This window comes from Tardiphaga sp. P9-11, from assembly GCF_008329525.1.
Taxonomy (GTDB): Bacteria; Pseudomonadota; Alphaproteobacteria; order Rhizobiales; family Xanthobacteraceae; genus Tardiphaga.
Genome location: NZ_NPKQ01000003.1, coordinates 439,393 through 462,298 on the forward strand (window position 1 = coordinate 439,393; position 22,906 = coordinate 462,298).

Genomic DNA, 22,906 nt, shown 5'->3' on the forward strand with positions numbered 1-22,906 from the left:
CATGGATCTGTATTTCTCGCCCATGGCCTGTTCGATGGCCACCCGCATCGCGCTGTATGAGGCCGAAGCCGGCGCCGATGCCCGCTTCTTCGAGGTCGATCCACTGAACAAGGAGGTGCGTAACGACGGTTCGGATTTCCGCGACGTGAATCCGCTCGGTCTGGTGCCGACGTTACGGACCGACGATGGCGTCATCCTCACTGAGAATGCTGCGATCCTGCAGCATGTCGCCGACTGGTTTCCGTACTCCCCCATCGCCGCGGGGTCGGGCATCGACCGCAGCCGGCTGCAGCAGTGGCTGTGTTTCATCGGCACCGAGCTGCACAAGGGGCTGTTCGTGCCGCTGCTCGCCAAGAAAGCGCCCCCGGAGATGAAGGCCTATGCACTACAAAGCGGGTTGTCGCGGCTGACCTATCTCGAGAATCATCTCACTGGACGTGAGTTCCTGCTCGACAGATTCAGCGTCGCGGACGCCTATCTCGTCACAGTGCTGAACTGGACGATGGTATTGCCGGAGATCGACCTGAACAATTGGCCGGCGATCAAGGCCTATCACAAGTGCCTGCGCGAGCGGCCGAGCATCGTGCGCGCTGTGACGGAAGAGTTCGAGCTGTTCAAGGCCGAACAGGAACGGCACAAAGCGGCTGCGTGATCACGCCATCGCGCGACGACCGATGATGGCAAAGCGCAGTCGGCTGGAAATCCAGTCGATTGCCGCCACCGCGACCAGAATCATCAGGATCAGGAACGAGACCTTCTGCCATTCCAGCACACGGATTTGCTCGGCGAGCTGAAGACCGATACCGCCTGCGCCGACGATGCCGATGATGGTGGCGGAGCGGGTGTTGGACTCGATGAAATACAGCACCTGGCCGGCAATCACCGGCAGCACCTGCGGCATCAGGCCGAAGCGAATCTCATGCAGAGCGCTGCCACCGGAGGCCCGGATGCCTTCGACCTGTTTCTTGTCGGCAGCCTCAATAGCCTCCGAAAACAATTTGCCGAACGCGCCGAAATCCGAAATCGCAATTGCCAGCACGCCGGCAAACGGGCCGAGACCGACGACATTGATCCAGACCAGCGCCCAGATCAGCGTATCGACACCGCGGATCGAATCCAGAAAGCGCCTGACCGGAAAGCGCAGCCAGGCCGACGGAATGACGTTACGTGCGGCGAGCAGGCTGATCGGCAGTGCAAACACGGCTGCGAGGGTCGTGCCGAGCAGCGCGATCGACAGCGTCTCCCCCATCGCCTGCAGATAGGCAGGCAGCGACGAACCGGGATTCGGCGGGATCATCATCATGGTGATCCAACCGAGCTCGCGCAGGCCGGTCCACATCCGCGCCGGCGAGAAATCGAGCTCGTTGAGCCCGAAGATGAACAGCGCCAGCGCCGCGACGAAGATGGCGGGCACGCCGGCGCGCGAGGCCATCGGGCGGCTAAAGACATCCGGATAGCGCGCGCGTAATTCCGGAGTGTTGATATCGGGCTGCCGGCTCATGATCTGGCTTCCTTGCCGAACAGACGGCCGCGCAGCCAGTCAGTGGCGATATCGATGATGAACACAGCGACGATGATCATCAGCAGGATCGCACTGACATCGGAATAGTAAAATTTACGCACGGCGACCACGAGCTCCTGGCCGATGCCGCCGGCGCCAACGAAGCCCATCACGGACGCGCCGCGCACATTGATCTCGAAGCGCAGCAGCGTGTAGCTGGCAAAGCCTGCCGCGACCTGCGGCAGTACAGCAAAGCGCATGCTGTCGACCCAGCCCGCACCAGTGGAGCGAATGCCTTCCACGGGCTTCATGTCGATATTCTCGACGATCTCGCCATAAAGTTTGCCGAGCGCACCGATACAATGGATCGCAATTGCCAGCACGCCAGCCATCGGGCCCAGACCGAAGGCGATGACGAAGATCAGCGCGAACACGATATCGGGCACCGTGCGGCAGAATTCCATGAAGCGGCGCACCGCAAAACGCAGTGGCACGGACGGTGCGGTGTTTTCGGCGGCGAGAAAATTCAGCCCGAAAGCCAGCACGGCACCGATCAGCGTGCCGACATAGCTGATCAGCACAGTCTCGCCGAGCAGTGACAGCCACTTCTTCCAGCCCCAGAACCATTCATTGACGTCGGTCCAGACCCGGGTGCCGGCTTCCAGCGTGAAGATGCGATCGAAATAGCTGCCGAAGTTTCCGATCTTCTCCACAAAGGTCCTGACGTTGACCTCCGCGCCCAACGCCGCGACGAACAACGCCGCAAAGCATGCCATGACGACAAGCGTCGTGCGTAACCGCCGGCGCGCGACCGCCTTGCGATAGGCGTCGTTCAGCGCAGCGAGCTGCGGAGCCGGAAGGATGGAAACGGCGGCGGACATGATGTGCGGGCCTATCTGGGATCAGCACAGAAAAGGAGCCGGACCATTACTGATCCGGCTCCCTTCAATGGTCAGGCGATCAGGACGCCTTCTTCTTGCGAAGCGCGTCGACGAACTTGATCAGGTCGATGGTCGCGTCCCAATCCTTGGTGGTTGCAGCGTGGAAGCCCTTCTTCTGGCCGTCCGACAGCTTGTCGAACGCAGCCTTGTCCTTGGTCGGTGCGTCGGTGAAGGCCTTGGCGATAGCCACTTTCAGGTCTTCCGGCAGTGCCGAGCTGTAGGCATAGGGACCGTTGATGATAGGGGCCGACTTGTGGATGATACGGAAGTCGTCCTTTTTCATCACCGAACCGTCGGCATTCTTCAGCATGCCCTTGGTGATCATCTGCTGCAGCGTCGAGTCGTTGTCATTGGTCCACTGGTTGGCAGCGACGTCGACGGTGCCCTGCGAGAGCGCTAGCATGGCGTTCTCGTGGCTGCCGGTGAACACGACCTTGCTGAAATAGGTGTCGGCATCCGAGATGCCCATCTTGTCCAGCTCGAAGCGCGGCACGTTGTTGCCCGAGGTCGAATTCGGATCGACCAGGCCGAGATTCTTGCCCTTCAGATTGTCGACCGACTTGTAAGGGCTCGACGCCTTGACGAAGAATACCGAGTAATAGCCGGTCGAGCCATCGATGTTGATGTCGTTGGCAAAGGCATCGGTCTGGACGCCGGTCAGGCGGGCGCGGGCGAACGAGGCCGAACCGTAGCTGGCGATCTGGATGTTGCCCGAGCGCTGGCCTTCGATGACGGCTGCGTAATCATTGGCGATACGCAGATTGACCTTCACGCCGAGTTCTTTCGACAGATAGGCGACGAACGGCGCCCAGCGCTCGGTGACGCCCGAGGCGTTCTCGGCGGGAACGACGGCGAAGGTCAGTTCCGGATACTTGGCCTTGTAGTCCTGGGCGTGAGCCGAGGTGGCGGCGAAAGCCAGCGCCGCGGCGCTGAGCAGAATGGAGCGACGGTTGATCATGACAGTCCCTGTTTTGATCTGGGGTGAAACGTTTTTTCTTGGTAGAAGGCGCGTCTATCGCGGCGATGCCATCGCTACGATGACGTCACCACGATAATTTCAACGCACTGCAATCACGCGACGGCAGCAACACCGTATTCGGGAACGCGGACGGGCGTCGGCACATGCGCCGATCCCATCACCTCATCGGCTTCGAGATCGTAGAGTTCGCGGGCAATATGTTCGGTGAGCGCGGAAGGCGCGCCGTCGAACACGACACGGCCAGCGGACATGCCGATCAGGCGATCGCAATAAGTACGCGCCAGATCCAGCGAATGCAGGTTGCACATCACGGTGATGCCGAAGTGCTTGTTGATACGCAGCAGCGCATCCATGACGATGCGGGTGTTACGTGGGTCGAGGGAGGCGATCGGTTCGTCCGCGAGAATGATATCAGGCTGCTGCACCAATGCGCGGGCAATGGCGACACGCTGCTGCTGGCCACCGGAAAGCTGGTCGGCGCGCTGCGAGGCATATTGCGCCATGTCGAACTGTTCCAGAGCCGACATCGCCAGCGCACGGTCGTCCTCGGGCCACATCTGGGTCAGCGAGCGCCATTGCGGCATCTCGGCGAGGCGGCCCATCAGTACATTGGTCAGCACGTCGAGACGGCCGACGAGATTGAACTGCTGGAAAATCATCGCCGAGCGCGCGCGCCACTTGCGCAGATCGCGACCCTTGAGCGCGGTGACATCGACGCCATCGAACATGATGCGCCCGTCGGTCGGCTCGGCCAGACGGTTGATCATGCGCAGCATGGTCGACTTGCCGGCGCCTGAACGACCTATCACGCCGACGAATGCGCCGGGCTTGATCTCGAACGACGCGTTATCGACGGCGGCCTTGGCGCCGAAACGGCACGTCAGCTTATCCACCACCAGCATGAGGCACTCCAATGACAATAGACACGCCACCGGTAACGCCCGCGTTTAACAGTGATGTGACATGTGCCCTGCGCATACGGGTTATCCTCGTTGCGGGAAAAGCACGCCCGAATTCATACTGACGTCACGACACTGTCATCAAACCGACCGAAGAGACCCACGCGCGCAAGCGCGCACTCACTCCGTTACTTACTTGTCCCTCTTCCGTCGCACGGGTGTCACATGGCCGGAAAGCAACTCTCCCTCACGCCATCAGTCGATCCGAGCGCAAAACTCATCGACGCACAGCTCGGCGCCTATACTGAAGTCGGTGCCCGTACGATTCTCAACGAAGTGACGATGGGCGACTATTCATATGTCGTGAATGACGGCCAGATCACCTACACGACCATCGGCAAGTTCTGCTCCATCGCGGCGATGATCCGGATCAATCCGGGCAACCACCCGATGCACCGGGCAACTCAAGCGCACTTCACCTATCGCGCCAGCGCCTACTTCCCCGGCGAGAGCGACGACTCCGAATTCTTCGCCTGGCGCCGCGATCATCACTGCACCATCGGCCACGATGTCTGGCTCGGCCATGGCGCCATCGTGCTTCCCGGCCGCAATATCGGCACTGGTTCTGTGATCGCCGCCGGGGCCATCGTGACCAAGGACGTCGCTCCCTATACGATCGTCGCCGGGAATCCGGCGCGACCAGTGCGACGGCGGTTTTCGCAGGCTGTCGAAGACGGGCTGATGGACCTCGCCTGGTGGGACTGGGACCATGAGATGCTAAGACAGGCGCTGCCGGATTTCCGCAAGCTCCCGGTCGAGGATTTCCTGAGCAGGTATAAAGGCGTCAAGGCGCCCAAGCAGATGGCATTGACATGACGGATATCTTCATCGACGGCGGACGCACTCTGCTCAGCCAGGACATCGCCGAAACGTCGCTGCAGATTTCGGACGGCGTGATCGCCGACATTGGCTCAGACGCAACGCACGGCGCGCTTGGCCTCGATGCCTCCGATCTGCTGGTGCTGCCGGGGATCGTCGACCTGCATGGCGACGCCTTCGAGCGGCAGCTGATGCCGCGCCCCGGCGTCGATTTCCCGGTCGATGTCGCGCTGATCGACAGCGATCGACAGGCCATCGCCAATGGCATCACCACGGTGTTTCACGGCACCACATGGTCCTGGGAGCCGGGCCTGCGCGGCGCGGAGAACGCCCGCAAGCTGCTGGATGCCATCGAGACGCTGCGGCCACAGCTCGCATCGGATACGCGGTTCCACCTGCGGCAGGAAACATTCAATCTCGACGCCGAAGATGAGATCGTCGGCTGGCTGCAGGCCGGCCGGATCGACCTGCTCGCCTTCAACGATCATATGGACATCGCCGGCATCTCAAAGCCAGCGAAGCGCGCGCGGATGGTGGAACGTACCGGGCTCAGCAGCGATGCCTTCGACCAGCTGGTCGATCGCGTGCTGTCGCGCACTGATGAGGTGCCTGCCTCGATTGCCCGCCTCGCCAGGGCGGCGAACGCTGCCGGCGTGCCGACTCTCTCGCATGACGACGCAACGCCTGCGATGCGCGATGACTTTCGCAGGCTCGGCGTCAATATCGCCGAATTCCCGATCAACGTGGAGACCGCACAAGCCGCCGCTGAAGCTGGCGACTTCATCGTATTCGGCGCACCCAACGTCGTGCGAGGCGGCAGCCACACCGGCTGGACCAAGGCGTCCGACATGATCGCCAAGGGCCTCTGCTCGATCCTCGCATCGGACTATTATTATCCCGCGCAATTGCTGGCCGCATTCCGGCTGGTTCAGGACGGCATCCTGTCACTGCCGCAAGCTTGGGCATTGATCTCTTCCGCCCCAGCGCAAGCCGCCGGTCTCACCGACCGTGGCCAGATCGCCGAAGGACGCCGCGCTGATGTGCTGCTCATCGATGACAGCGTCGCAATGCGTCCGCGCATCGTCGCCGTGATCGCGCAGGGTAAGCTCGTGCATCTGACCGATGCCACAAGGCTTCAGCCGGCGCGTGCCATGCACCGCAAAGCTATTGCCGCAGCGTAACGCGGCTCCTCTCTTACTTGAGCATGAACGGTCCCGAAAACCGGCATCCACTTTTCGGTATCATGCTCTATGGTGCGGCCATGAATGAATTCCCGCGCTACGCGATCTATTACGCCCCCGATGCCGACAGTGCCCTCGCCCGCTTCGGCGCCGAGATCCTCGGCTACGATCCCTTCACCGGCAATGACGTGCTGGTGCCCGGCGATCTCATCATGCAGGCGCCGGACTGGCCGGCTGTTATCAAGGACCCGCGCAAATACGGCTTTCACGCCACGCTGAAGGCACCGTTCTCGCTGGCGCCAGAAGCCACCGAAGCCGACCTGATCGCGGCCTTCGATGACTTCGCCCGGATGCCCCGTGCCATCCCGAAAATCTCGCCGATGGTTCGTATCATCAGCGGCTTCACGGCTGTCGTGCCGGATGCGCCCTCCACTGAGCTCGCCGCATTGGCGCAGACCTGCGTCGAAGGATTCGAGGTGTTCCGCGCACCGATGACGCCGGAGGATCGCGCACGGCGCAAACCGGAAAACCTGACGCCGCGGCAGGTCGAGCAGCTGGATCGTTTCGGCTATCCCTATGTGCGCGACGATTTCCGCTTTCACATGACACTGACCGGACGGCTTGCAATCGAGCGCGGCGCCGAGGTGTTGGCGATACTGCAGCAGAGATTCGCAACCCTCGATCTCACCTCACTGCGCATCGACCGCATCGGCCTGTTCCGCCAGACCAGCGCGACGTCGCGTTTTCAGGTGCTCCGTCACGCGGCGCTGAATGCCGCCTGACTATCGCAACCTGCTGAACCCATCGCCAATCCACAATTGGTCAAAGAAGCTCACACCATCTCGTCGGCTCGCTTCCACGCCGGAAACGGATCGGCGAGCCTCGCCCAGTCGGCGATATCCATGCCGGGCTTTCCCGGAACAAGGCAGGCATCGAGCCGGCGACGGATATCGCTCTCGTCCATGTCGGAACCGATGAAGACGATTTCCTGTCGACGGTCGCCATAGACCTCGTTCCAGTTCTTCTTCAGCGACTGCCGCCAGTACGGATCATCTGGCCAGCGATCGGCGGGGACATTGGCCCACCAGAACCCCATGCCCTCGGTGCGTACGATGGCACCGGCCTGACTGAGTTCGCCCACCCATTGCGGCCGCGTCGCCAGCCAGAAGTGCCCCTTGCTGCGGATCACACCGGCCCAGCTCTCGCGCAGGAAGGCCTGAAACTTGACGGGATCGAACGGCCGCCGCGCGCGATAAACGAAATTCGTCACGCCGTATTCTTCGGTCTCCGGCACGTGGTCGGCGAAGCCATACAGCTCCTTGTGCCAGAGCGGATGCTGCTGCGCCTTTTCAAAATCAAAACGGCCGGTATCGAGCACGCGATCGAACGGCACGTTGGCAAAATTCGCCTCGATGAGGTCGGCATCGGGATTAAGCGCGCAGATGATCTTGCGCGCGCTGTTGCATTGCTCAGGCGTCGCGTCATTGACCTTGTTGAGCACCACGACATCAGCGAATTCGATCTGTTCCACCAGCAGATCCACCAGTGTCCGCTTGTCACCATCGAGCGCCTCGCCGCGATCCTGCAGGAAATCCGTCGAGGAATAGTCCTTTAGCAGATTCACGGCATCGACCACGGTCACCATGGTGTCGAGCTGCGCCACGTCGGACAGGCTGTCGCCGTTCTCGTCGCGGAAATCGAAGGTCGCAGCCACCGGCAGCGGCTCGGCAATCCCCGTGGATTCGATCAGCAGGTAATCGAACCGCCGGCTCTCGGCGAGCGCCCGCACCTCCTTCAGCAGATCGTCGCGGAGCGTGCAGCAGATGCAGCCATTGGTCATTTCGACCAGCTTCTCATCCGTCCGCGACAGGTTGGCACCGCCATCGCGAACCAGGTCCGCATCGATGTTCACCTCGCTCATGTCGTTCACAATCACCGCCACTTTCAGACCGTGACGGTTGTTCAGCACATGGTTCAGCAAAGTTGTCTTTCCAGCCCCGAGGAAGCCGGACAAGACCGTGACGGGGAGTTTTTGCATCGAGATCGAACAGTCTTTTGAGAGTGCGGGACATCAGGCTCTTCTTATTTGTAACGTTATAACATTACATTACTCATATCTGTCAACCCGCGCCCACCGATCCCGTCGGTGCGCTGTCAGCTTTTCTGATCTGCTGGAAATCTCATCTGGCGCGGCTCAGCCCACGCTCATTGCGTGGACGTTAGCCAGCCCGCGCGATTGTCTCGGCATCCACCGGCTTGGCGAAGGTCACACGGTTTCGACCGCTGGCTTTCGAGGCGTAAAGCGCCCGGTCCGCGGCAGGCGTGAGGTCGCAGGGGTCGTCGCCCTCGCGGCCGATGGCAATGCCGACGCTGGCGCCAACCGTCACTTCCAGGTCATCGATGACGAACGGCTCCGAGAGCGTCCGAATGATGCGGCGGCCCAGCAACATGGCTTCTTCGCGATTGCCGACGACGGATTGCACCACGACGAATTCGTCACCGCCCATGCGCACCGCGAAGTCGCCGTCGCGCAAAATTCCGCTGAGCCGGCTCGCAACTGCCTGCAGCAGCGCGTCGCCCACGGGATGGCCATGCACGTCGTTGACCTCCTTGAACCGATCGAGGTCGACGCTGTGAACGGCAATGAGACAGCCCGTCGCCCTGGCGCGCGCAGCGATAATCGCGAGACGTTCCTGAAAACCAAGCCGATTGGCCAGACCTGTCAGTGCATCGTGCCGCGCGAGGGTCGAGAATTCGTGCTTGAGCGAGATCTGCTCGATATTCTGTCGATAGATAAAACGCACGGTCTCGAAGCTGCCGAGCAGGAATGCGATCAGGATCACGGCATAGAAAGCCAGATTGCTGTCGACGCGAGCCAGCGCTGAAAATGCCGTCGGCAACGCAACCAGCATCAAGGCCGGCAGCGCAATCCCCGGGCGAACAGAAATCCGGCAGACGATGCCGGCCGCATAGCCGAAGACCAGCGCCGTTGCGAGGAGTTGATGCGCAGGATTCTTCGCCCAGAAAGTCGCTGCGCCAAGCAAGCCGATCAACCCCGCAAAGACGTAGCTGCTCCACGCGTAAAGCCGCTCCCATCGCTCGGCCGCCGCGATTGTGAAGCTGCGTCGACCTTTGCTGCGATGATATACGCCCTCGGTGACCACGCGGAAGATCGTGACGATCACTCCGGCTGCACTTAACCCGTAGAACCATGGATTTGCAGAATTAATGGCGACGCGACACGAGACGATGGCCAGTGTGAAGCCAGCGATCGAGAGCGGCACGCGCGTCTGGAAGAGCATGTCGATGAGTTCGATCCGGACGTGGTCCGGAACGCTCACGAAAATCGATCTCCAGAATCTCACCACATCGCCTCTCCCCGAGGCACCAGATACCGCCAAAGTCTGAAATCTTTGCCGGCGAACTCGCTCAAAATGTAACGAGGTTAATCGGAGGTTACCGAGGCGAGGCGCTAGCTAACGCTGTCTACTGATCGAACGTTACTGGCTTGCGGCGACGCTACTGCGACATCCGCGATCATCGGAAGATACTCCGAGATCACGGATGCCAAGAGACGGTCAGCCGCCGCGCGTTATTCTGTCCGATCAGAAGCCGAGTGCGAGACCGTCCTTGCGGTGGTCCGAGGCACCGAGCAGCACGCCACGCTCGTAATCGATCTGGATGGCCTGGCAGCCGCCGATGCCGGTATCCATCATCTGCAGCGTATGGCCGCGGGCAGCCAGGTCGTTGCGCACCGCTTCCGGGATGGTCTTTTCAAGCTGCAGCAGATTGTTGGTCGCGAACGAGCGCGGCGCCTCGGCGGCGGCCTGGATGTCCATCTTGCGGTCGATCACATCGGATATGAACTGGGCATGGCCGGTGGCCTGATAATGGCCGCCCATCACGCCGAACGGCATGACCGCGCGACCGTCTTTCATCAGCATGCCCGGGATGATCGTATGCATTGGCCGCTTGCGCGGGCCAAGCGAGTTCACATGGCCGGGCTTGGCGCGGAAACTCCAGCCGCGGTGATGCAGCAGCACGCCCGACTTCTTCGCATAGATGCCGCTGCCGAACGGGCCGAACAGCGAATTGATCAGCGACACGGCGTTGAGATCGCGATCGACCACCGTCAGATAGACGGTGTCCTTGTGGATGACCGAGTCCCAGTGCTCTTCCGGCGAAGCGTGCTTCATGTCGATCTTGGCGCGGAGGTCGCCGATGAACTTGTCCGAGAGGAAGCGCTCGACGTCGACCTGCCCGTAAGCAGGATCGCAGAAATAGGCATCGCGCGTGCGATAGGCCGCCTTGGTCGCCTCGGCGAGCACATGGATGCGGTCGGCCTCACTCAGATTGGCCATGTCGTAGCCGGCCAGCACGCGCAGGATCATCAGTGCGGCGAGCCCCTGGCCATTCGGCGGGCATTCGGCGACATCATAGCCGTGATGATTGGCCGAGATCGGCGTCACATAGTCAGAGCGCTGCTCGTTGAAATCATCGGCCTCGTGCACGCCGCCAACGGCGCGCAGCGTGGTGATGATATCGTCGGCCACCTGCCCCTGGTAGAAGCCGTTGCGGCCCTCGCGTGCGACCCGGCGCAGCGTGGCAGCGAGCGCCGGCTGGACGCGCTTGTCGCCGACCGCGGGGGCGTGACCACCCGGCAGGTATTGCGCGGTCGCGTCGGGATGCAGCTCCAGCTTGCGGCGCCATTTGCCCCAGTCGGCGGACACGCGCGGGGTGATGAGGAAGCCGTTCTCGGCAGCGTCGATGGCTCCGGCAAACACCTCGGCCAGCGGCTTCGAGCCATGATCCTTGCTGAGCGTGCACCAGGCATCGATGGCGCCGGGCACGGTGACGGTCTCGACACAGGTCTCGGGAATGTCGCGGTCACCGGACGCCGCATATTTCTCGGAATCGATCTTGGCCGGCGTACGGCCGGAGCCGTTCAGCGCGATCGGCGCGCCGCCCTTCGGCGAATAGAGGGCGAAACAATCGCCGCCGATGCCGGTCATCGCGGGATCGGCCACGCATTGCACGGCGACCGCCGCCAGCGCCGCATCGATCGCATTACCGCCTGACTTCAGCATTTCCACAGCAGCTAGCGTTGCCAACGGATGCGAGGTTGCGGCCATCCCGTGCTCAGCAACGGCGACGGAACGGGCAACAGCCATAAAATCACGCATAAGAGTCCTCTATCGGTACGAAGCCGCCTGGCGCAGATCGCGCGATGAGGCGGGAGAGATGCGGTCGAGCGCCGAGCAGATCGGCCCCCAGGCGCGCGGGGATGGCGTGTGGTTTAGCGTGTGAATCGGCATTGCGGTAGCCGTTAGCGCAACAATGATACCGGCAGTTGCCATCGCGAGCGCGATATCACGCCGCAACCCAACCGTGCAGATCGACGCGCAATGCCCGCGGGGTGTGCGGCCTGCCCGCATCCGCTTGATTAGCGCGACGCCGGGCAATGCGGCGAACAGGGCCAGGAGACAGCAGATCATATTGCGCTCCTCCCGGCCCTGACCTCAGGACTTGTGACAGCAGGAGCTGGTGGCGGTTCCCGCCGCACCATTGGTGCTCAGCACACTGCGGCCGTTGCGCTCCGGCGCGATATCCTGCGCCGGATTGGCCGCGAAGAAGCCGTTCGGCTTCAGCATGAAGCCGGCATATTCCACCGGCATCACCGGGAAGTCCTCGGGTTTGCAGACATGGGTGTGACCGAATGAGTGCCAGAGCACGATGTCGGTGTTCTCGATGTTGCGGTTCTGCTCGATGTAGCGCGGCAGGCCGTCGCCGCCGGCATGGACGTTCGGATAATCGCCGCTCGCATATTTCTCGGCGGGATCGTAGGCCGTGACCCAGACATGCCTGGTGGCGAAGCCGCCACGCTTGCGCACGAAGCTGCCCTCCTGCGCCAGCATCAGCGGGCTCGGCATCACGGAGAGTTTGTAGCCCGTGGGATTGCCGACACTGTTTCTACTATTCGGATTGGTGACCTTCCAGTAGCGACCACTTTGGCCGTCGGCGATCGCTGCGGCGTCGCGCTCGCGCGACAGTGTGCGGCTCTTGAGATCGAATGCGTTGCCATGGGGATTGTCGGTGCCCCACGGACGCTGCGCGAATTCATGTTCGGTCACGGTGTTGCCGCCACCGTCGAGATCCATATGCATGCGGACATTGAAGAAGTGCTGGTGGGTGGGGCCGCCCAAATTCTCGTCGACCATGCCGCCCCAAGCATATTTCTGGCCGGGTGCGACTGCCGCCGTCTGGATGATGCCGGTGAGCTTGGCCTCGAGCTGAATCGTGCCGTCCTGGTAGAGGTACCAGTAGAAGCCGTAGTCGTAGTTTCCAACCGTGGCAAAGAAGCTGATGACGAGACGGCGCGAACGGCGCACTTCGAACAAGCCATTGCGGAACTCGTAGTGCTTCCAGAGGATGCCGTAATCCTCTTCATGCATGCAGACCGCATTCTTCATCGTAAACGGCTTGCCCTGCTCATCCGCCGCCGGGATGTCGAAATAATGGATGTTGCCAAGGCAGTCGCAGCCCAGCTCCAGCGCATTGGCCAGCATGCCGAGACCATATTCGCCGGCATCGAAGGCCGACTTCCAGTAATGGTTGGCGGTAGGATCGGCGTAAGGCACCACCATCTCGGTGACGCTTGCGCGGTGGATGATAGAGCGCTTCCTGTCACCATCCTGATAAGCGAGCTGGTTCAGCACTAGCCCCTCGCGTGGCGTGAAGCCGACGCGAAAACTCCACTTCTGCCACTCGACATTCCAGCCATCGACCTTGAAGCTCGGGCCTTCCGGCTGCTCGATGTTCAGCGGCTTGATGTCGGTACGTGGATTAGCGTTCTCATGGGCGCCGTAATTGCGCTTCTTCTTCGGAATCGGGATGACGACCTCGTCATCGAGCAGATCGACCACCTTCTGATGGATCAGATCGACGACGGCGACGACCCCCTCGACCGGATGCGCATAGGCATTGTCCTTGATGTCCTCGCGGAAAAACGTGACGGCACGCACGATGCGGCGGCCACGCTCGAAATCGCGGTCGAAAAAGCCCGACGAGAACGGATCGACCTGTGCCATCTCCATATCCTTGTCGGACATGCCGCGACGGCGCATGGCATTGCGCCAGCCCTCATCGGACTTGACGATCTGCTCGCACAGCATGAATTCACCGATCATCACCGGCGGTTGACCGTAAGGCGCTTCGGAATTCGGCAGCAACTTGGTATCGACGATCTTGCTGGCCGTGAGATCGACGATGTACTCGGTCGATGCGCCGGTCTCTGAGTCCAGCACGACGATGAAGGCGAGCCGCGGAAGCGGCGTGCCACCGGCATAGGCGCGCAGATCGGCCTTGCTCGGCTCCTCCAGCCGCACGATGGGAAAGCGGGCCCGCGCCGACAGTTTGGCATCTCTCTTTACGAGATCGCAGGCCGTACCGATTTCATCCAGCGACAGTGGATTGAGCGGATGGAACGGCTCTGGCGCAACCGTTGGCTGAACGGTCGCATCGCTCTCGATCTTGGTCATGACCGTCATAGGCAGAACTCCTGAAGGCGCTTGGCGCGGCGAGGGATTAGAAGGCGTCGAGGATTAAGGGCGCTCATTGCAGGCGCTCGCGACCGGGAGCCGCCGAAAACAAGGCCTTTGTGTAGGGATGCTGTGGATTGTCGAAGATATCGGCGGTCGGACCGCTTTCAACGATTTCGCCGGATTTCATCACCATAATGCGGTCGCAGAGTTCGCCGGCGACGCGGAGATCATGGGTGATGAACAGCATCGCGAGGCCGAGCCGGCTGCGCAGGTCGGCGAACAGTCTCAGCACCTGGGCCTGAACGGTGACGTCGAGCGCCGAGACGGCTTCGTCGGCAATCAGTATCTGCGGCTCGGAGGCCAGTGCACGCGCGATGCAGATACGCTGGCGCTGACCGCCCGAAAATTCATGCGGAAAACGATCGAGGATCTGCGTGTCCATGCCAACGAGCTCCAGCAAGGTCGCGACCTTGGCGCGCGCCGCTTCGGGCGTCGCACCGAAATTGACGACGCCTTCGATCAGGGACTGCCCGACCGACAGGCGCGGATTGAGCGACCGATACGGATCCTGGAATACGACCTGAACGTAGCGGCGATGTGGACGCAGCGTCTCGTTCGACACCCGGGCGATATCGGTGCCGAGCAGGCTGATCTCGCCCGAGGTCGGCTTCATGAGGCGCGACACGCAACGCGCCAATGTCGACTTGCCGGAACCGGACTCACCGACCACGCCAAGAATTTCACCGCGGCCCAAAGTGAATGCGGCCTCCTTGACGGCTTGTGTCACCCTGCCCCGGCCGAGGAAGCCGCGATGACCATAGGTCATCTTCAGTGCTTTCACTTCCAGCAACGTTGGCGACGGTTCACGAATCTCGGCGGACTTGCGAATGCCTTTGGGCACGGAATCGATCAGCAGGCGTGTGTAAGGTTGCGCGGGATTCTTCAGAACGGTATCGGCGCTCCCGCTCTCGACGACGACGCCCTTCTGCATCACCACGACTTGATCGGCGATATCGGCGACGACGCCGAAATCGTGGGTAATGAACAGCACGCCGATATTCTTGCGCTTCACCAGATCCTTGATCAGGACCAGAATCTGCTTCTGCGTGGTGACGTCGAGCGCGGTGGTCGGCTCGTCCGCGATCAGCAGGATCGGCTCCAGCAGCATCGCCATCGCGATCATCACGCGCTGGCGCTGACCGCCAGAGAGCTGATGCGGGTAGGCGTGCATCATCTGCGCGGCGTTCGGCAGCAGCATGTCTTCCAGCGCCGCAAGAACCCGCTTGTCGACCTCGGCCTTGGGATGCCGCTTTTCGGAATGCCATTCGATCAGCTCCGCAAGCTGCTCACGCACAGTCATCACCGGATTGAGCGCCGTCATCGGCTCCTGAAAGATCATCCCGATGCGGCTGCCACGTAGTTCGCGCATCCGATCGTCCGTAGCCGCGATGAGCTCTTCACCGAGCAGCTTGATCGAGCCGGCGACAGGCTTCAACCCTTGCGGCAGAAGCGCCATTACACTGAAAGCTGTCACTGATTTGCCGGAGCCGGATTCACCGACGACGCAGACGATCTGCCCGCGCGGCACGGTGACATTGATATCTCGGACGATACGCCGCCCATCGGCATCATGCGTCAGCCCGACGGTGAGACCCGCAACTTCCAGGACGGCCTCGCTCATTTGACGCCTCCCACCGAACGCGCCAGACGGGGATCGAGCATGTCACGCAGGCCGTCGCCGAGCCGATTGATGCCGAGCACGGTGAGTGCAATGCAGATACCGGGGAACAGCATCAGGCCGGGCCTGATCTGAAAATACAGCCGTGCATCGGCCATCATGTTACCCCAGCTCGGAAACTCGTCGGGCATGCCGATGCCGAGGAAAGACAGCGAAGCCTCGATCAGGATCGCGGACGAGGCGATATAGGTCGCCTGCACGATGAGCGGGGCAAGAATATTGGGAACGATATGCCTGATAACCAGCACCGGCAGTCGCGTGCCCATACTGACGGCGGCCTCGACATAGGCCTCCTCGCGCACCGTGAGCACCACGCTGCGCACCATCCGGGCGACGCGGGGAATTTCAGGAATAGCGATGGCGACGCAGATGGTGACGAGATTGGCGCCGAGCCCGCCGATCAGCGCGATGGCCAGCAGAATCGCCGGGATCGCCATCATGCCATCCATCATGCGCATCAGTATATTGTCGATCCAGCGCACCATGCCGGCGATCAGCCCGAGCGCACTGCCGGCGATAACTGCGATAACGGCTACCACCGCGCCGACGATCAGCGACACGCGGCTTCCATAGATCAGCCGGCTCCAGATATCGCGGCCGAGATTGTCGGTGCCGAGCCAGTTCACCGCACTCGGCGGACGCAGCCGCAACCGCGGCTTGAGCGCCGACGGATCCACTGTCCACATTACGCTCGCGAAGATCGCGACCAGCGCGAGCAGCGCGAGAACGCCGAGGCCGAACAAGATCGTCCGGTTACGCAGCAGCTTGCGGACGAAGGTCCGGGCGCCGACGGATGAGGATGCCGGCGCGATGACAGTTGTGGCGGTCATTGCGCGCTGATCCTCGGGTCGAAGAATGAGTAACTGATATCGACCAGGAGATTGATCGCCACATAGGCGCCGCCGAACACCATGATGATGCCCTGGATCACCGGATAGTCACGGGCCAGAACGGAATCCACCGTGAGACGGCCGAGACCGGGCAGATTGAACACGCTCTCGGTGACGACCACGCCACCGATCAGCAACGCAACGCCGATGCCGATGATGGAGACGATCGGCACCGCGGCATTGCGCAGAGCATGTTTGAACACGACGATACGCTCTGGCAAACCCTTGGCGCGGGCGGTACGGACGAAATCCTCGTTCAAGACTTCGAGAAGGCTGGTACGCGTCACTCGGGCAATTAGCGCGACATAAACGAGGCTGAGCGTCAGCGTCGGCAGCGTCAGATGCCAGAGGAACCGGCCGATGCCCTCGGACAGCGATGCATAGCCCTGCACCGGGAACAGGCCGAGCTGCATCGACAGCAGATAGATCCAGAAATAGCCGATGGCGAAGGTCGGCACGGCGAAGCCGGTCACCGAGGTCCACATGGCGAAACGATCGAGCCAGCCGCCGCGACGCCACGCCGCAAGCACACCGATCGGCACGCCGACAAGCACGGAGAAAATGATGGTGGTGAGCGAGACGGCAAGTGTCGGACCGACGCGCTGGACAATCTGCGTTGAGACCGGCTGATTGGAGACGATTGACGTCCCCAGATCGCCCTGCAGCAGCCGCCACAGCCAGTGCAGGAACTGCACCGGCAAGGGCTGGTCGAGGCCGAGCCGCGCGCGGATCGCCGCGATGGCCGCCGGATCGGCATTGTCGCCCGCGAGCTGCGCCACGGGATCTCCGGACGAGAACCGCAGCAGCAGGAACGCGATCAGCGCGACCACCGCCAATACGGGGACGACCGACACGGACCGCTTCAGGAGGACGCCGGCGACTGCCATGAGCCTACGCCGTCTTCTCGACGTTCCAGAACAACGGCGCCGGCGCCTTCACGATATCCTTGAGCGCCTTGCTGTGCGACACCGGCTGCCGGAACTGGCCACCCGGAATATGCGTCATCACATCATAAGCGCGCTTCTGGATCGCCTCAGCGACGGTCTTCTGCGCATCGGCCGACGGCTCCAGCGCGAATGTATTGCGCAGACCCTCGACCTCCGTGTCCTCCGGCCAGCCAAAGAAGCCACCGGCCTTGCCGCGGGTATCGAGCAGCGTATTGGCGAGCGGGTTCATCAACTCTGTCGTGGTGGTCACCCAGTGGGTCATCGACCAGCCGCCGTTCGCGGTCGAATCCTGCTTGACGCGGCGCGCGAGCAGTGAGCCCCAATCCATAGTCTGGACCTCAACATTCATGCCGATGGCGCGGAGCTTCTGCGCGGTGACGGTGCTGGAGCCGGACAGCAGCGGCGAGTCCGTCGCCTGCAACATGACGACCTTCTCCCCCTTGTAACCGCCCTTCTTCAGGAGGTCCTTGGCGCGTGCAATATCCGGCTTGGTGTTCCAGCCAACCTCGCTCGCCAACGGCGTGGTCACGCCGAACATCGCAGCCGATGTCTGATAGTATTCGGGATTGCCGACCTGAGCATCCAGCCAATCGGTCTGGTCGCTCGCATACATCACCGCCTGACGGATTTCCGGGCGGTTAAACGGCTCGCTCTGCCAGTTCATCCGGCACACCGACATGAAGCCGAGCGGATTGTAGTCGGCAACTACGACATCCTTCGCCGCGGCGAGCGACGGCAGGATGTCGTGCGGTGCAGCTTCGAGAAAATCGATCTCCTTGTTAATCAGCGCATTTGCCGCCGTCTGGAAGTCCGGCATGCTGATCCATTCATAGCGGTCGATCTTGACGATCTTGCCGCCAGCGAGGCCATCGGACGGCTCGTCGCGCGAGACGTAATCCGCGTTGCGCTCATAGACGGCACGGTTGCCCGGGCGAAACTCCGACGCGATGAAGCGGAACGGGCCAGAGCCAACAAACTCGGTGACCGGCTGATCCGGCGCCTGCGCGGCGAGGCGCGCCGGCATGATGAAAGGCATGATGCTCGACGGCTTGGCCAGCGTCTGCAGCACCTGACCGTAAGGTGACTTCAACACCAGCTGGAAAGTGCGCTCATCTATCGGCTTCAACTCCGCGACGAAACTCATCATGCGCGAGCCCATGGTGTCGCGCTTGGCCCAGCGTTGCAGGGACGGGATGACGTCAGCCGACGTCACTGGCGCACCATCGTGAAACTTCAGGCCGGAACGCAGCTTGAACGTATAGGTCAGTTTATCGGCGGAAGCTTCATAGGCCTCCACCATCTGCGGCCGGATCTGGAATTTTGTGTCTGTCGAAAACAGTGTGTCATAGATGTTCAGGCCGTGGTTACGCCCGGTCCATGCGGTGTTGATCAGTGGATCGGTGGCGCGTAGCGGCGCATGCATCACGGCGCGAATGACCTTGCTTGATTGCGCGCGCGCGATACGCGGCATCATGCCTGCGGCAAGACCGGCGGCGCCGGCCTTAAGCAACGAACGACGACTGAAATCATTGAACATGGTGGTCTCCAGGCAATGAGCGTAGTGCGAAAATGTCAGATGAAAGATTTGGACAGCGCTTCGCCGATGCCGCGGAAGGCCGCGAGCCAACGATGATCAATCGGGATATCCATCGGATTGGGCTGCGAGGCGACCTTGACGATCACCGTGTCGGTGGTGGGATCGATATAAATCCACTGGCCATGGATGCCGACGGCGGCCAGATCGAGACGCGCGGGATCGACGGTGTACCAGCAGGCGCGATAACGGCCGCTCGGGAAAACGAAAGCGAGATCGCCATTCGCAAAGGCCCGCGTATCGCCATTGAGATGGATGTCGTCGATCCAGCTGCCGGGTACAACCTGCGTGCCATTGACCAGACCGCGATTGCGGATCATCTCGCCGAACCGGCCGAGATCGCGCAACGTCGCACAGATGCCGCCTGCGGAACGCGACGCGCCGTGTGTATCGAGCGTGATATAGGCATCGTCTTCCGCCCCCATCGGCGCCCAGATATATTCTGAGAGAATCTGCGCATAGGGCTTACCGCAGGCCTTCTCATAAACCCAACCCAGCACGTCGGTATTGGTCGATACATAGTGAAATACCTTGCCATGAGGCCCTCCACTCGGCCGCAGCGTCGCAAGGAAGCTGCGCTGATCACCCTGCGCGGTGCCGTTCGGCAGCACGTCCCAGCCATTACAGAGGCGATATTTGACGACGTCGCCTTCAGGATCATCGTAATCCTCTTCGAACTTGATCGCGACTGTCATGTCGAGCAGATTGCGAACCGTGCAGCCGCCATAGACCGACGAGGCCATTTCCGGAACGTAGTGGGTGATCGGCTTGTCAACATCGAGCAAGCCGCGCTCGACGAGAATCCCGCCCAGCGTGCCACAGATCGACTTGCTCACCGAACAGACGAGATGCGGCGTATGCGGCGTCATGCCCTCGCCGTACCATTCACTGACGATCTTGCCGCGTTGCATCACAAGCAATCCATCGGCGTAAGTCTGCGCCAGCGTTTCGGCGAGGGTCGTCCGCTTTCCGTCGGCAACAAAGGCTACTGCGCTCAAATCGCAGACTGAAGAGGTAAGCGCGCTCGGCGTCGATGACCGCCGAATATCCGCCGTCGGCAGCACCTGCCGCGTATTGCGGAAGCTCCACTGGCTGTGGGGGTATTTCCGCCAGTTGAAACGGGTCACCAGCGCTTCAGCCGAAGGCGGCGCACCCTTCATGACGTCACTTGGCTTCATCTCGACCTCGCATGGCACCGCAACATGATGGCGAACCACCTTGCAGGCAGTTCGGATGCGGGATCATCTGCGGAGGTCGGTTCGGCCGTTATCAAGAATCGGCAATTCTTCCGAAAATCAGCACATGCCTTTCCGGCGGGACTGGCATAGGCTTTGCTTAGATTGACGTCTGCACACTGATTGAACGGCCAAGAGTGGATCCGGCATGTTGTTGTCTCCTGATGTCTCCGCTGGTGGAAGCGCCGGAATAGCTGAGAATTCCTGGCTATTCGACGCTGCGAGCGATGATGTCGATACCCATTGCGCCAATCTCGGCCGCTGGCGGTTGGACTACGATCAGATCAGTTGCGGCGCTTTTCGCGGCACTTTCACCGAAGTGCGCCTGCCCGGACTTCAGGTGTTCAGGGAAACCACGAGCCAGAAAGTGCGCCAATACGGACTGCTCGGCTCCGACAGCTTCGGCATTGCGCTACCGTGGAATACCCAGACCGACATCAATTTCAACGGCGCCTGCATGTCGCCGGGCAACGTCATCACGTGCTTCGATGCAGAAGTCGACATGTGCACGCCGCCGGAATTCGAGTTGCGCGGCGTCGTGATGGACGCGGCGCTGATGGAAAAGACACTGGCTGCCTTGCAGATCGAACTGCCCGACGGTCTCTGGCATCAGCTAAGGGAATTGAAGACGGACCCCAGCGCTATCGACCGCGTTCGGCAGTTGCTGGCCTGCGTGCACCAGATCGTCGAGCAGACACCGCAAATTCTCGATGATGTCGACGCACGTCAGCATCTCGAAGACAATCTGCTCACCGAAGTCATCGACCTGTTGCCGACGCTCCAGCCCTGCGACGACCTGCGAGGCGGCAATGCGCGCAAGCGTCTGGTCGAGCGCGCCTGCACCCTGATGCTCGCGCGGCCGGACGAGCCGATGTCGATCCTCGATGTCTGCAAGGGCGTCGGCGCCAGCCGCCGCAAGCTGAACTACTGTTTTCAGGACGTGCTCGGCAGCAATCCAATCCATTATTTACGTGCAGTCCGGCTCAACCGCGTGCGCCGCGAACTCAAGCAATGCATCGACGAGCAGATCGGTGTGTACGATATCGCGGTGAAGTGGGGCTTCTGGCACTTCAGCCAGTTCTCGCTCGACTACAAGCGCCACTTTGCGGAACTGCCGTCCGAAACCTTGCGCCGGGCGCGGATGCTTCACTCCTAGCGCCCCACCCTCGCGGGCGAACGCCGTGTCGCTGCACGCGCAGTCTCATATTCGTCGCGCGTGCGGGCGACCAGCGTCGCTACGGGCTCGATTGCAGCAACACCTGAGACAGAGTGGCCTGCGCTCCAGACGTCGCGCCATCGCTTGGCCCCTGACGTGGCTTGCCGGCCATAGAGCGCATCGGCGCGTTCTTTGGTCATGTCCGACGGCAAATCTTTCGGATCGAGCCCCGCCGCGACAATCGAGGGAACCAGCGTATTGGTTTCCAGACCGGTGAAGGCCCGTGACAACAGCACGTCATCGAGTTCGGACGTGACGAGCATCTGCTTGTATTCGTCCACAGCCATGCTCTCCTCGGTGGCGATGAACTTGGTGCCCATATAGCTGAGATCGCAACCCAGCACCTCGGCGGCAAACACCGCCTGCCCGTCCGACACGCCGCCAGCCAGAACGATGGGCCCTTCATAGAACGAGCGAACCGCACGCACGAAAGAAAAGCCATTAACCCAGCCGGTCTGCCCGCCGGCCCCCGCTGTCAACAAAACGAGACCATCGACACCGGCTGCAATGGCCTTCTTCGCATGGCGGATCGACGCGACATCGGCGAAAACCATACAGCCCGCCTCGTGCAGCGGACCGACAACCACATCCGGTGGACCCACGCTGGTGATCACCATTTCGCAGCGATGTCGTATCACCGTGGCAAGATCGTCCTGCAAGCTCTCGCGACGGATGATGAGATTCGGACAAAACGGCGCGTCGTCCGGCGCGAGTGCGCCGAGAATGCGCGCTATCCAGCTATCGAGTTCATTATCGGTTCGACAATTGGCCGTCGGAAACGAGCCGATCACACCAGCCCTGCACGCAGCAATAACGAGATCGGGCCCCGACACGCGAAACATCGGCGCAGCGACCAACGGCACCGACAGTCGCGGGCGGATTATTTTCTCAAAACGGGATGCACTCGTTTTGCCGCTCGGGTCGTTGATCACGTGGCAGTCGCCCGAAGACAGCGGCATTTGTTTCCATCCCTCTCATTTTGTCGGGAGGATAACCGGAAAAATCGGGTGACCGCTATAAGCTGGACAGAATGCCCGGCATGACGCGGTTACTCCGCGGGCGATGCCACTGCATGCTCCTGCGCTTGGCCTTTTCGTCCTTCTTGCGGCCGGAAACAGGCACCGCACCAGCACGTAAAGAACCGGCACGAAGAAGATGCCGAGCTGCGTGATCAGCCCAGCAAGCAGGTGTCCGAAATGTTGCTCGGCATGGTGTTTGCCAATGTTCATTTCAGGCTGATGACCGACGACAGCTATCGCCTCAACCGGCGCATGCTGAACACGCGGATCGACCTCGGCATCGCTATGTTCTGCGAACCCGCCTGATCCCGCTTCCGATTTCTTAACCGATTGATCACCATAATCG

The 22,906-nt window shown here is 61.5% G+C and carries 21 protein-coding genes; 6 read left to right on the forward strand and 15 right to left on the reverse strand.

Features of this window, described 5'->3' with window-relative positions; genetic code table 11:
• Nucleotide 1 precedes the first annotated feature (1 nt).
• Nucleotides 2-652 (forward strand): glutathione binding-like protein, encoded by a 651-nt coding sequence (locus CIW50_RS14785; protein ID WP_149531974.1) that lies wholly within the window; start codon nt 2-4, stop codon nt 650-652.
• On the opposite strand, the gene phnE (CIW50_RS14790) is transcribed toward CIW50_RS14785, so the two are convergent.
• From phnE (CIW50_RS14790) to phnC, 4 genes are all read right to left on the reverse strand, one after another.
• Nucleotides 653-1,501 carry a phosphonate ABC transporter, permease protein PhnE gene (gene phnE / locus CIW50_RS14790; RefSeq protein WP_149531975.1) on the reverse strand — a complete coding sequence of 283 codons (849 nt, stop codon included), beginning with the start codon at nt 1,499-1,501 and terminating at the stop codon, nt 653-655.
• Nucleotides 1,498-2,382, reverse strand: coding sequence for a phosphonate ABC transporter, permease protein PhnE (gene phnE / locus CIW50_RS14795; protein ID WP_149531976.1), 885 nt, complete (start codon nt 2,380-2,382; stop codon nt 1,498-1,500). Before phnE (CIW50_RS14795) ends, phnE (CIW50_RS14790) begins: the two co-directional genes overlap by 4 nt.
• A gap of 79 nt (nt 2,383-2,461) precedes the next feature.
• Nucleotides 2,462-3,400: a phosphonate ABC transporter substrate-binding protein gene (phnD, locus tag CIW50_RS14800; protein ID WP_149531977.1), complete on the reverse strand. Its 939-nt coding sequence runs from the start codon at nt 3,398-3,400 to the stop codon at nt 2,462-2,464.
• Between the two features lie 113 nt (nt 3,401-3,513).
• Complete coding sequence (gene phnC / locus CIW50_RS14805) at nt 3,514-4,323, reverse strand: phosphonate ABC transporter ATP-binding protein (RefSeq protein ID WP_149531978.1); 810 nt, start codon at nt 4,321-4,323, stop codon at nt 3,514-3,516.
• Between the two features lie 222 nt (nt 4,324-4,545).
• Between phnC and CIW50_RS14810 the strand changes: the two genes are divergently transcribed.
• The 3 genes from CIW50_RS14810 (at nt 4,546) to CIW50_RS14820 (ending at nt 7,162) form a co-directional block, all read left to right on the forward strand.
• A complete protein-coding gene (locus CIW50_RS14810) occupies nt 4,546-5,196 on the forward strand; it encodes an LbetaH domain-containing protein (protein ID WP_149531979.1) in 651 nt (216 codons plus the stop codon).
• Complete coding sequence (locus CIW50_RS14815) at nt 5,193-6,380, forward strand: alpha-D-ribose 1-methylphosphonate 5-triphosphate diphosphatase (RefSeq protein ID WP_149531980.1); 1,188 nt, start codon at nt 5,193-5,195, stop codon at nt 6,378-6,380. Before CIW50_RS14810 ends, CIW50_RS14815 begins: the two co-directional genes overlap by 4 nt.
• An 80-nt stretch (nt 6,381-6,460) precedes the next feature.
• A complete protein-coding gene (locus CIW50_RS14820) occupies nt 6,461-7,162 on the forward strand; it encodes a DUF1045 domain-containing protein (RefSeq protein ID WP_149531981.1) in 702 nt (233 codons plus the stop codon).
• Between the two features lie 50 nt (nt 7,163-7,212).
• Here the strand turns inward: CIW50_RS14820 and zigA are convergent, their stop codons facing one another.
• From zigA to CIW50_RS14870, 10 genes are all read right to left on the reverse strand, one after another.
• Nucleotides 7,213-8,418 carry a zinc metallochaperone GTPase ZigA gene (gene zigA / locus CIW50_RS14825; RefSeq protein WP_149531982.1) on the reverse strand — a complete coding sequence of 402 codons (1,206 nt, stop codon included), beginning with the start codon at nt 8,416-8,418 and terminating at the stop codon, nt 7,213-7,215.
• Between the two features lie 181 nt (nt 8,419-8,599).
• A complete protein-coding gene (locus tag CIW50_RS14830; RefSeq protein ID WP_149531983.1) occupies nt 8,600-9,721 on the reverse strand; it encodes a GGDEF domain-containing protein in 1,122 nt (373 codons plus the stop codon).
• A gap of 264 nt (nt 9,722-9,985) precedes the next feature.
• Nucleotides 9,986-11,563 (reverse strand): gamma-glutamyltransferase family protein, encoded by a 1,578-nt coding sequence (locus CIW50_RS14835; RefSeq protein WP_149531984.1) that lies wholly within the window; start codon nt 11,561-11,563, stop codon nt 9,986-9,988.
• 9 nt (nt 11,564-11,572) lie between these two features.
• On the reverse strand, nt 11,573-11,875 hold the full coding sequence (locus tag CIW50_RS14840) for a hypothetical protein (protein WP_149531985.1): 303 nt from the start codon (nt 11,873-11,875) through the stop codon (nt 11,573-11,575).
• A gap of 24 nt (nt 11,876-11,899) precedes the next feature.
• Nucleotides 11,900-13,918: a primary-amine oxidase gene (locus tag CIW50_RS14845; RefSeq protein WP_149532108.1), complete on the reverse strand. Its 2,019-nt coding sequence runs from the start codon at nt 13,916-13,918 to the stop codon at nt 11,900-11,902.
• A 73-nt stretch (nt 13,919-13,991) separates the two neighbouring features.
• Nucleotides 13,992-15,602, reverse strand: coding sequence for a dipeptide ABC transporter ATP-binding protein (locus tag CIW50_RS14850; protein ID WP_149531986.1), 1,611 nt, complete (start codon nt 15,600-15,602; stop codon nt 13,992-13,994).
• Entirely contained in the window at nt 15,599-16,489 is an 891-nt protein-coding gene (locus CIW50_RS14855) for an ABC transporter permease (RefSeq protein ID WP_149531987.1), read from the reverse strand. Before CIW50_RS14855 ends, CIW50_RS14850 begins: the two co-directional genes overlap by 4 nt.
• Complete coding sequence (locus CIW50_RS14860) at nt 16,486-17,436, reverse strand: ABC transporter permease (RefSeq protein WP_149531988.1); 951 nt, start codon at nt 17,434-17,436, stop codon at nt 16,486-16,488. Before CIW50_RS14860 ends, CIW50_RS14855 begins: the two co-directional genes overlap by 4 nt.
• A gap of 4 nt (nt 17,437-17,440) precedes the next feature.
• Nucleotides 17,441-19,033, reverse strand: a complete 1,593-nt coding sequence (locus tag CIW50_RS14865) for an ABC transporter substrate-binding protein (protein ID WP_149531989.1) — start codon at nt 19,031-19,033, stop codon at nt 17,441-17,443.
• Nucleotides 19,034-19,068: 35 nt separating this feature from the next.
• The gene (locus CIW50_RS14870) at nt 19,069-20,268 is read right to left on the reverse strand and encodes a serine hydrolase domain-containing protein (protein WP_149531990.1); all 1,200 of its coding nucleotides are present in this window, start codon (nt 20,266-20,268) and stop codon (nt 19,069-19,071) included.
• A gap of 205 nt (nt 20,269-20,473) precedes the next feature.
• On the opposite strand from CIW50_RS14870, the gene CIW50_RS14875 reads away from it, so the two are divergent.
• The gene (locus CIW50_RS14875; protein ID WP_149531991.1) at nt 20,474-21,481 is read left to right on the forward strand and encodes a helix-turn-helix domain-containing protein; all 1,008 of its coding nucleotides are present in this window, start codon (nt 20,474-20,476) and stop codon (nt 21,479-21,481) included.
• On the opposite strand, the gene CIW50_RS14880 is transcribed toward CIW50_RS14875, so the two are convergent.
• Nucleotides 21,478-22,500 (reverse strand): NAD(P)H-dependent flavin oxidoreductase, encoded by a 1,023-nt coding sequence (locus CIW50_RS14880; protein WP_149531992.1) that lies wholly within the window; start codon nt 22,498-22,500, stop codon nt 21,478-21,480. The two genes, CIW50_RS14875 and CIW50_RS14880, sit on opposite strands and share 4 nt — an antisense overlap.
• A gap of 237 nt (nt 22,501-22,737) precedes the next feature.
• Between CIW50_RS14880 and CIW50_RS29750 the strand changes: the two genes are divergently transcribed.
• Nucleotides 22,738-22,866 carry a hypothetical protein gene (locus CIW50_RS29750; protein WP_283808839.1) on the forward strand — a complete coding sequence of 43 codons (129 nt, stop codon included), beginning with the start codon at nt 22,738-22,740 and terminating at the stop codon, nt 22,864-22,866.
• The last annotated feature ends 40 nt before the right edge of the window (nt 22,867-22,906 follow it).

What these genes read in the sequence shown, in the direction of transcription:
- CIW50_RS14785 (WP_149531974.1), top strand. Translation starts at nt 2, where the DNA reads ATGGATCTGTATTTCTCGCCCATGGCCTGTTCGATGGCCACCCGCATC.
- phnE (WP_149531975.1), bottom strand. Translation starts at nt 1,501, where the DNA reads ATGAGCCGGCAGCCCGATATCAACACTCCGGAATTACGCGCGCGCTAT.
- phnE (WP_149531976.1), bottom strand. Translation starts at nt 2,382, where the DNA reads ATGTCCGCCGCCGTTTCCATCCTTCCGGCTCCGCAGCTCGCTGCGCTG.
- phnD (WP_149531977.1), bottom strand. Translation starts at nt 3,400, where the DNA reads ATGATCAACCGTCGCTCCATTCTGCTCAGCGCCGCGGCGCTGGCTTTC.
- phnC (WP_149531978.1), bottom strand. Translation starts at nt 4,323, where the DNA reads ATGCTGGTGGTGGATAAGCTGACGTGCCGTTTCGGCGCCAAGGCCGCC.
- CIW50_RS14810 (WP_149531979.1), top strand. Translation starts at nt 4,546, where the DNA reads ATGGCCGGAAAGCAACTCTCCCTCACGCCATCAGTCGATCCGAGCGCA.
- CIW50_RS14815 (WP_149531980.1), top strand. Translation starts at nt 5,193, where the DNA reads ATGACGGATATCTTCATCGACGGCGGACGCACTCTGCTCAGCCAGGAC.
- CIW50_RS14820 (WP_149531981.1), top strand. Translation starts at nt 6,461, where the DNA reads ATGAATGAATTCCCGCGCTACGCGATCTATTACGCCCCCGATGCCGAC.
- zigA (WP_149531982.1), bottom strand. Translation starts at nt 8,418, where the DNA reads ATGCAAAAACTCCCCGTCACGGTCTTGTCCGGCTTCCTCGGGGCTGGA.
- CIW50_RS14835 (WP_149531984.1), bottom strand. Translation starts at nt 11,563, where the DNA reads ATGCGTGATTTTATGGCTGTTGCCCGTTCCGTCGCCGTTGCTGAGCAC.
- CIW50_RS14840 (WP_149531985.1), bottom strand. Translation starts at nt 11,875, where the DNA reads ATGATCTGCTGTCTCCTGGCCCTGTTCGCCGCATTGCCCGGCGTCGCG.
- CIW50_RS14845 (WP_149532108.1), bottom strand. Translation starts at nt 13,918, where the DNA reads ATGACCAAGATCGAGAGCGATGCGACCGTTCAGCCAACGGTTGCGCCA.
- CIW50_RS14850 (WP_149531986.1), bottom strand. Translation starts at nt 15,602, where the DNA reads ATGAGCGAGGCCGTCCTGGAAGTTGCGGGTCTCACCGTCGGGCTGACG.
- CIW50_RS14855 (WP_149531987.1), bottom strand. Translation starts at nt 16,489, where the DNA reads ATGACCGCCACAACTGTCATCGCGCCGGCATCCTCATCCGTCGGCGCC.
- CIW50_RS14860 (WP_149531988.1), bottom strand. Translation starts at nt 17,436, where the DNA reads ATGGCAGTCGCCGGCGTCCTCCTGAAGCGGTCCGTGTCGGTCGTCCCC.
- CIW50_RS14865 (WP_149531989.1), bottom strand. Translation starts at nt 19,033, where the DNA reads ATGTTCAATGATTTCAGTCGTCGTTCGTTGCTTAAGGCCGGCGCCGCC.
- CIW50_RS14870 (WP_149531990.1), bottom strand. Translation starts at nt 20,268, where the DNA reads ATGAAGCCAAGTGACGTCATGAAGGGTGCGCCGCCTTCGGCTGAAGCG.
- CIW50_RS14875 (WP_149531991.1), top strand. Translation starts at nt 20,474, where the DNA reads ATGTTGTTGTCTCCTGATGTCTCCGCTGGTGGAAGCGCCGGAATAGCT.
- CIW50_RS14880 (WP_149531992.1), bottom strand. Translation starts at nt 22,500, where the DNA reads ATGCCGCTGTCTTCGGGCGACTGCCACGTGATCAACGACCCGAGCGGC.
- CIW50_RS29750 (WP_283808839.1), top strand. Translation starts at nt 22,738, where the DNA reads ATGTTGCTCGGCATGGTGTTTGCCAATGTTCATTTCAGGCTGATGACC.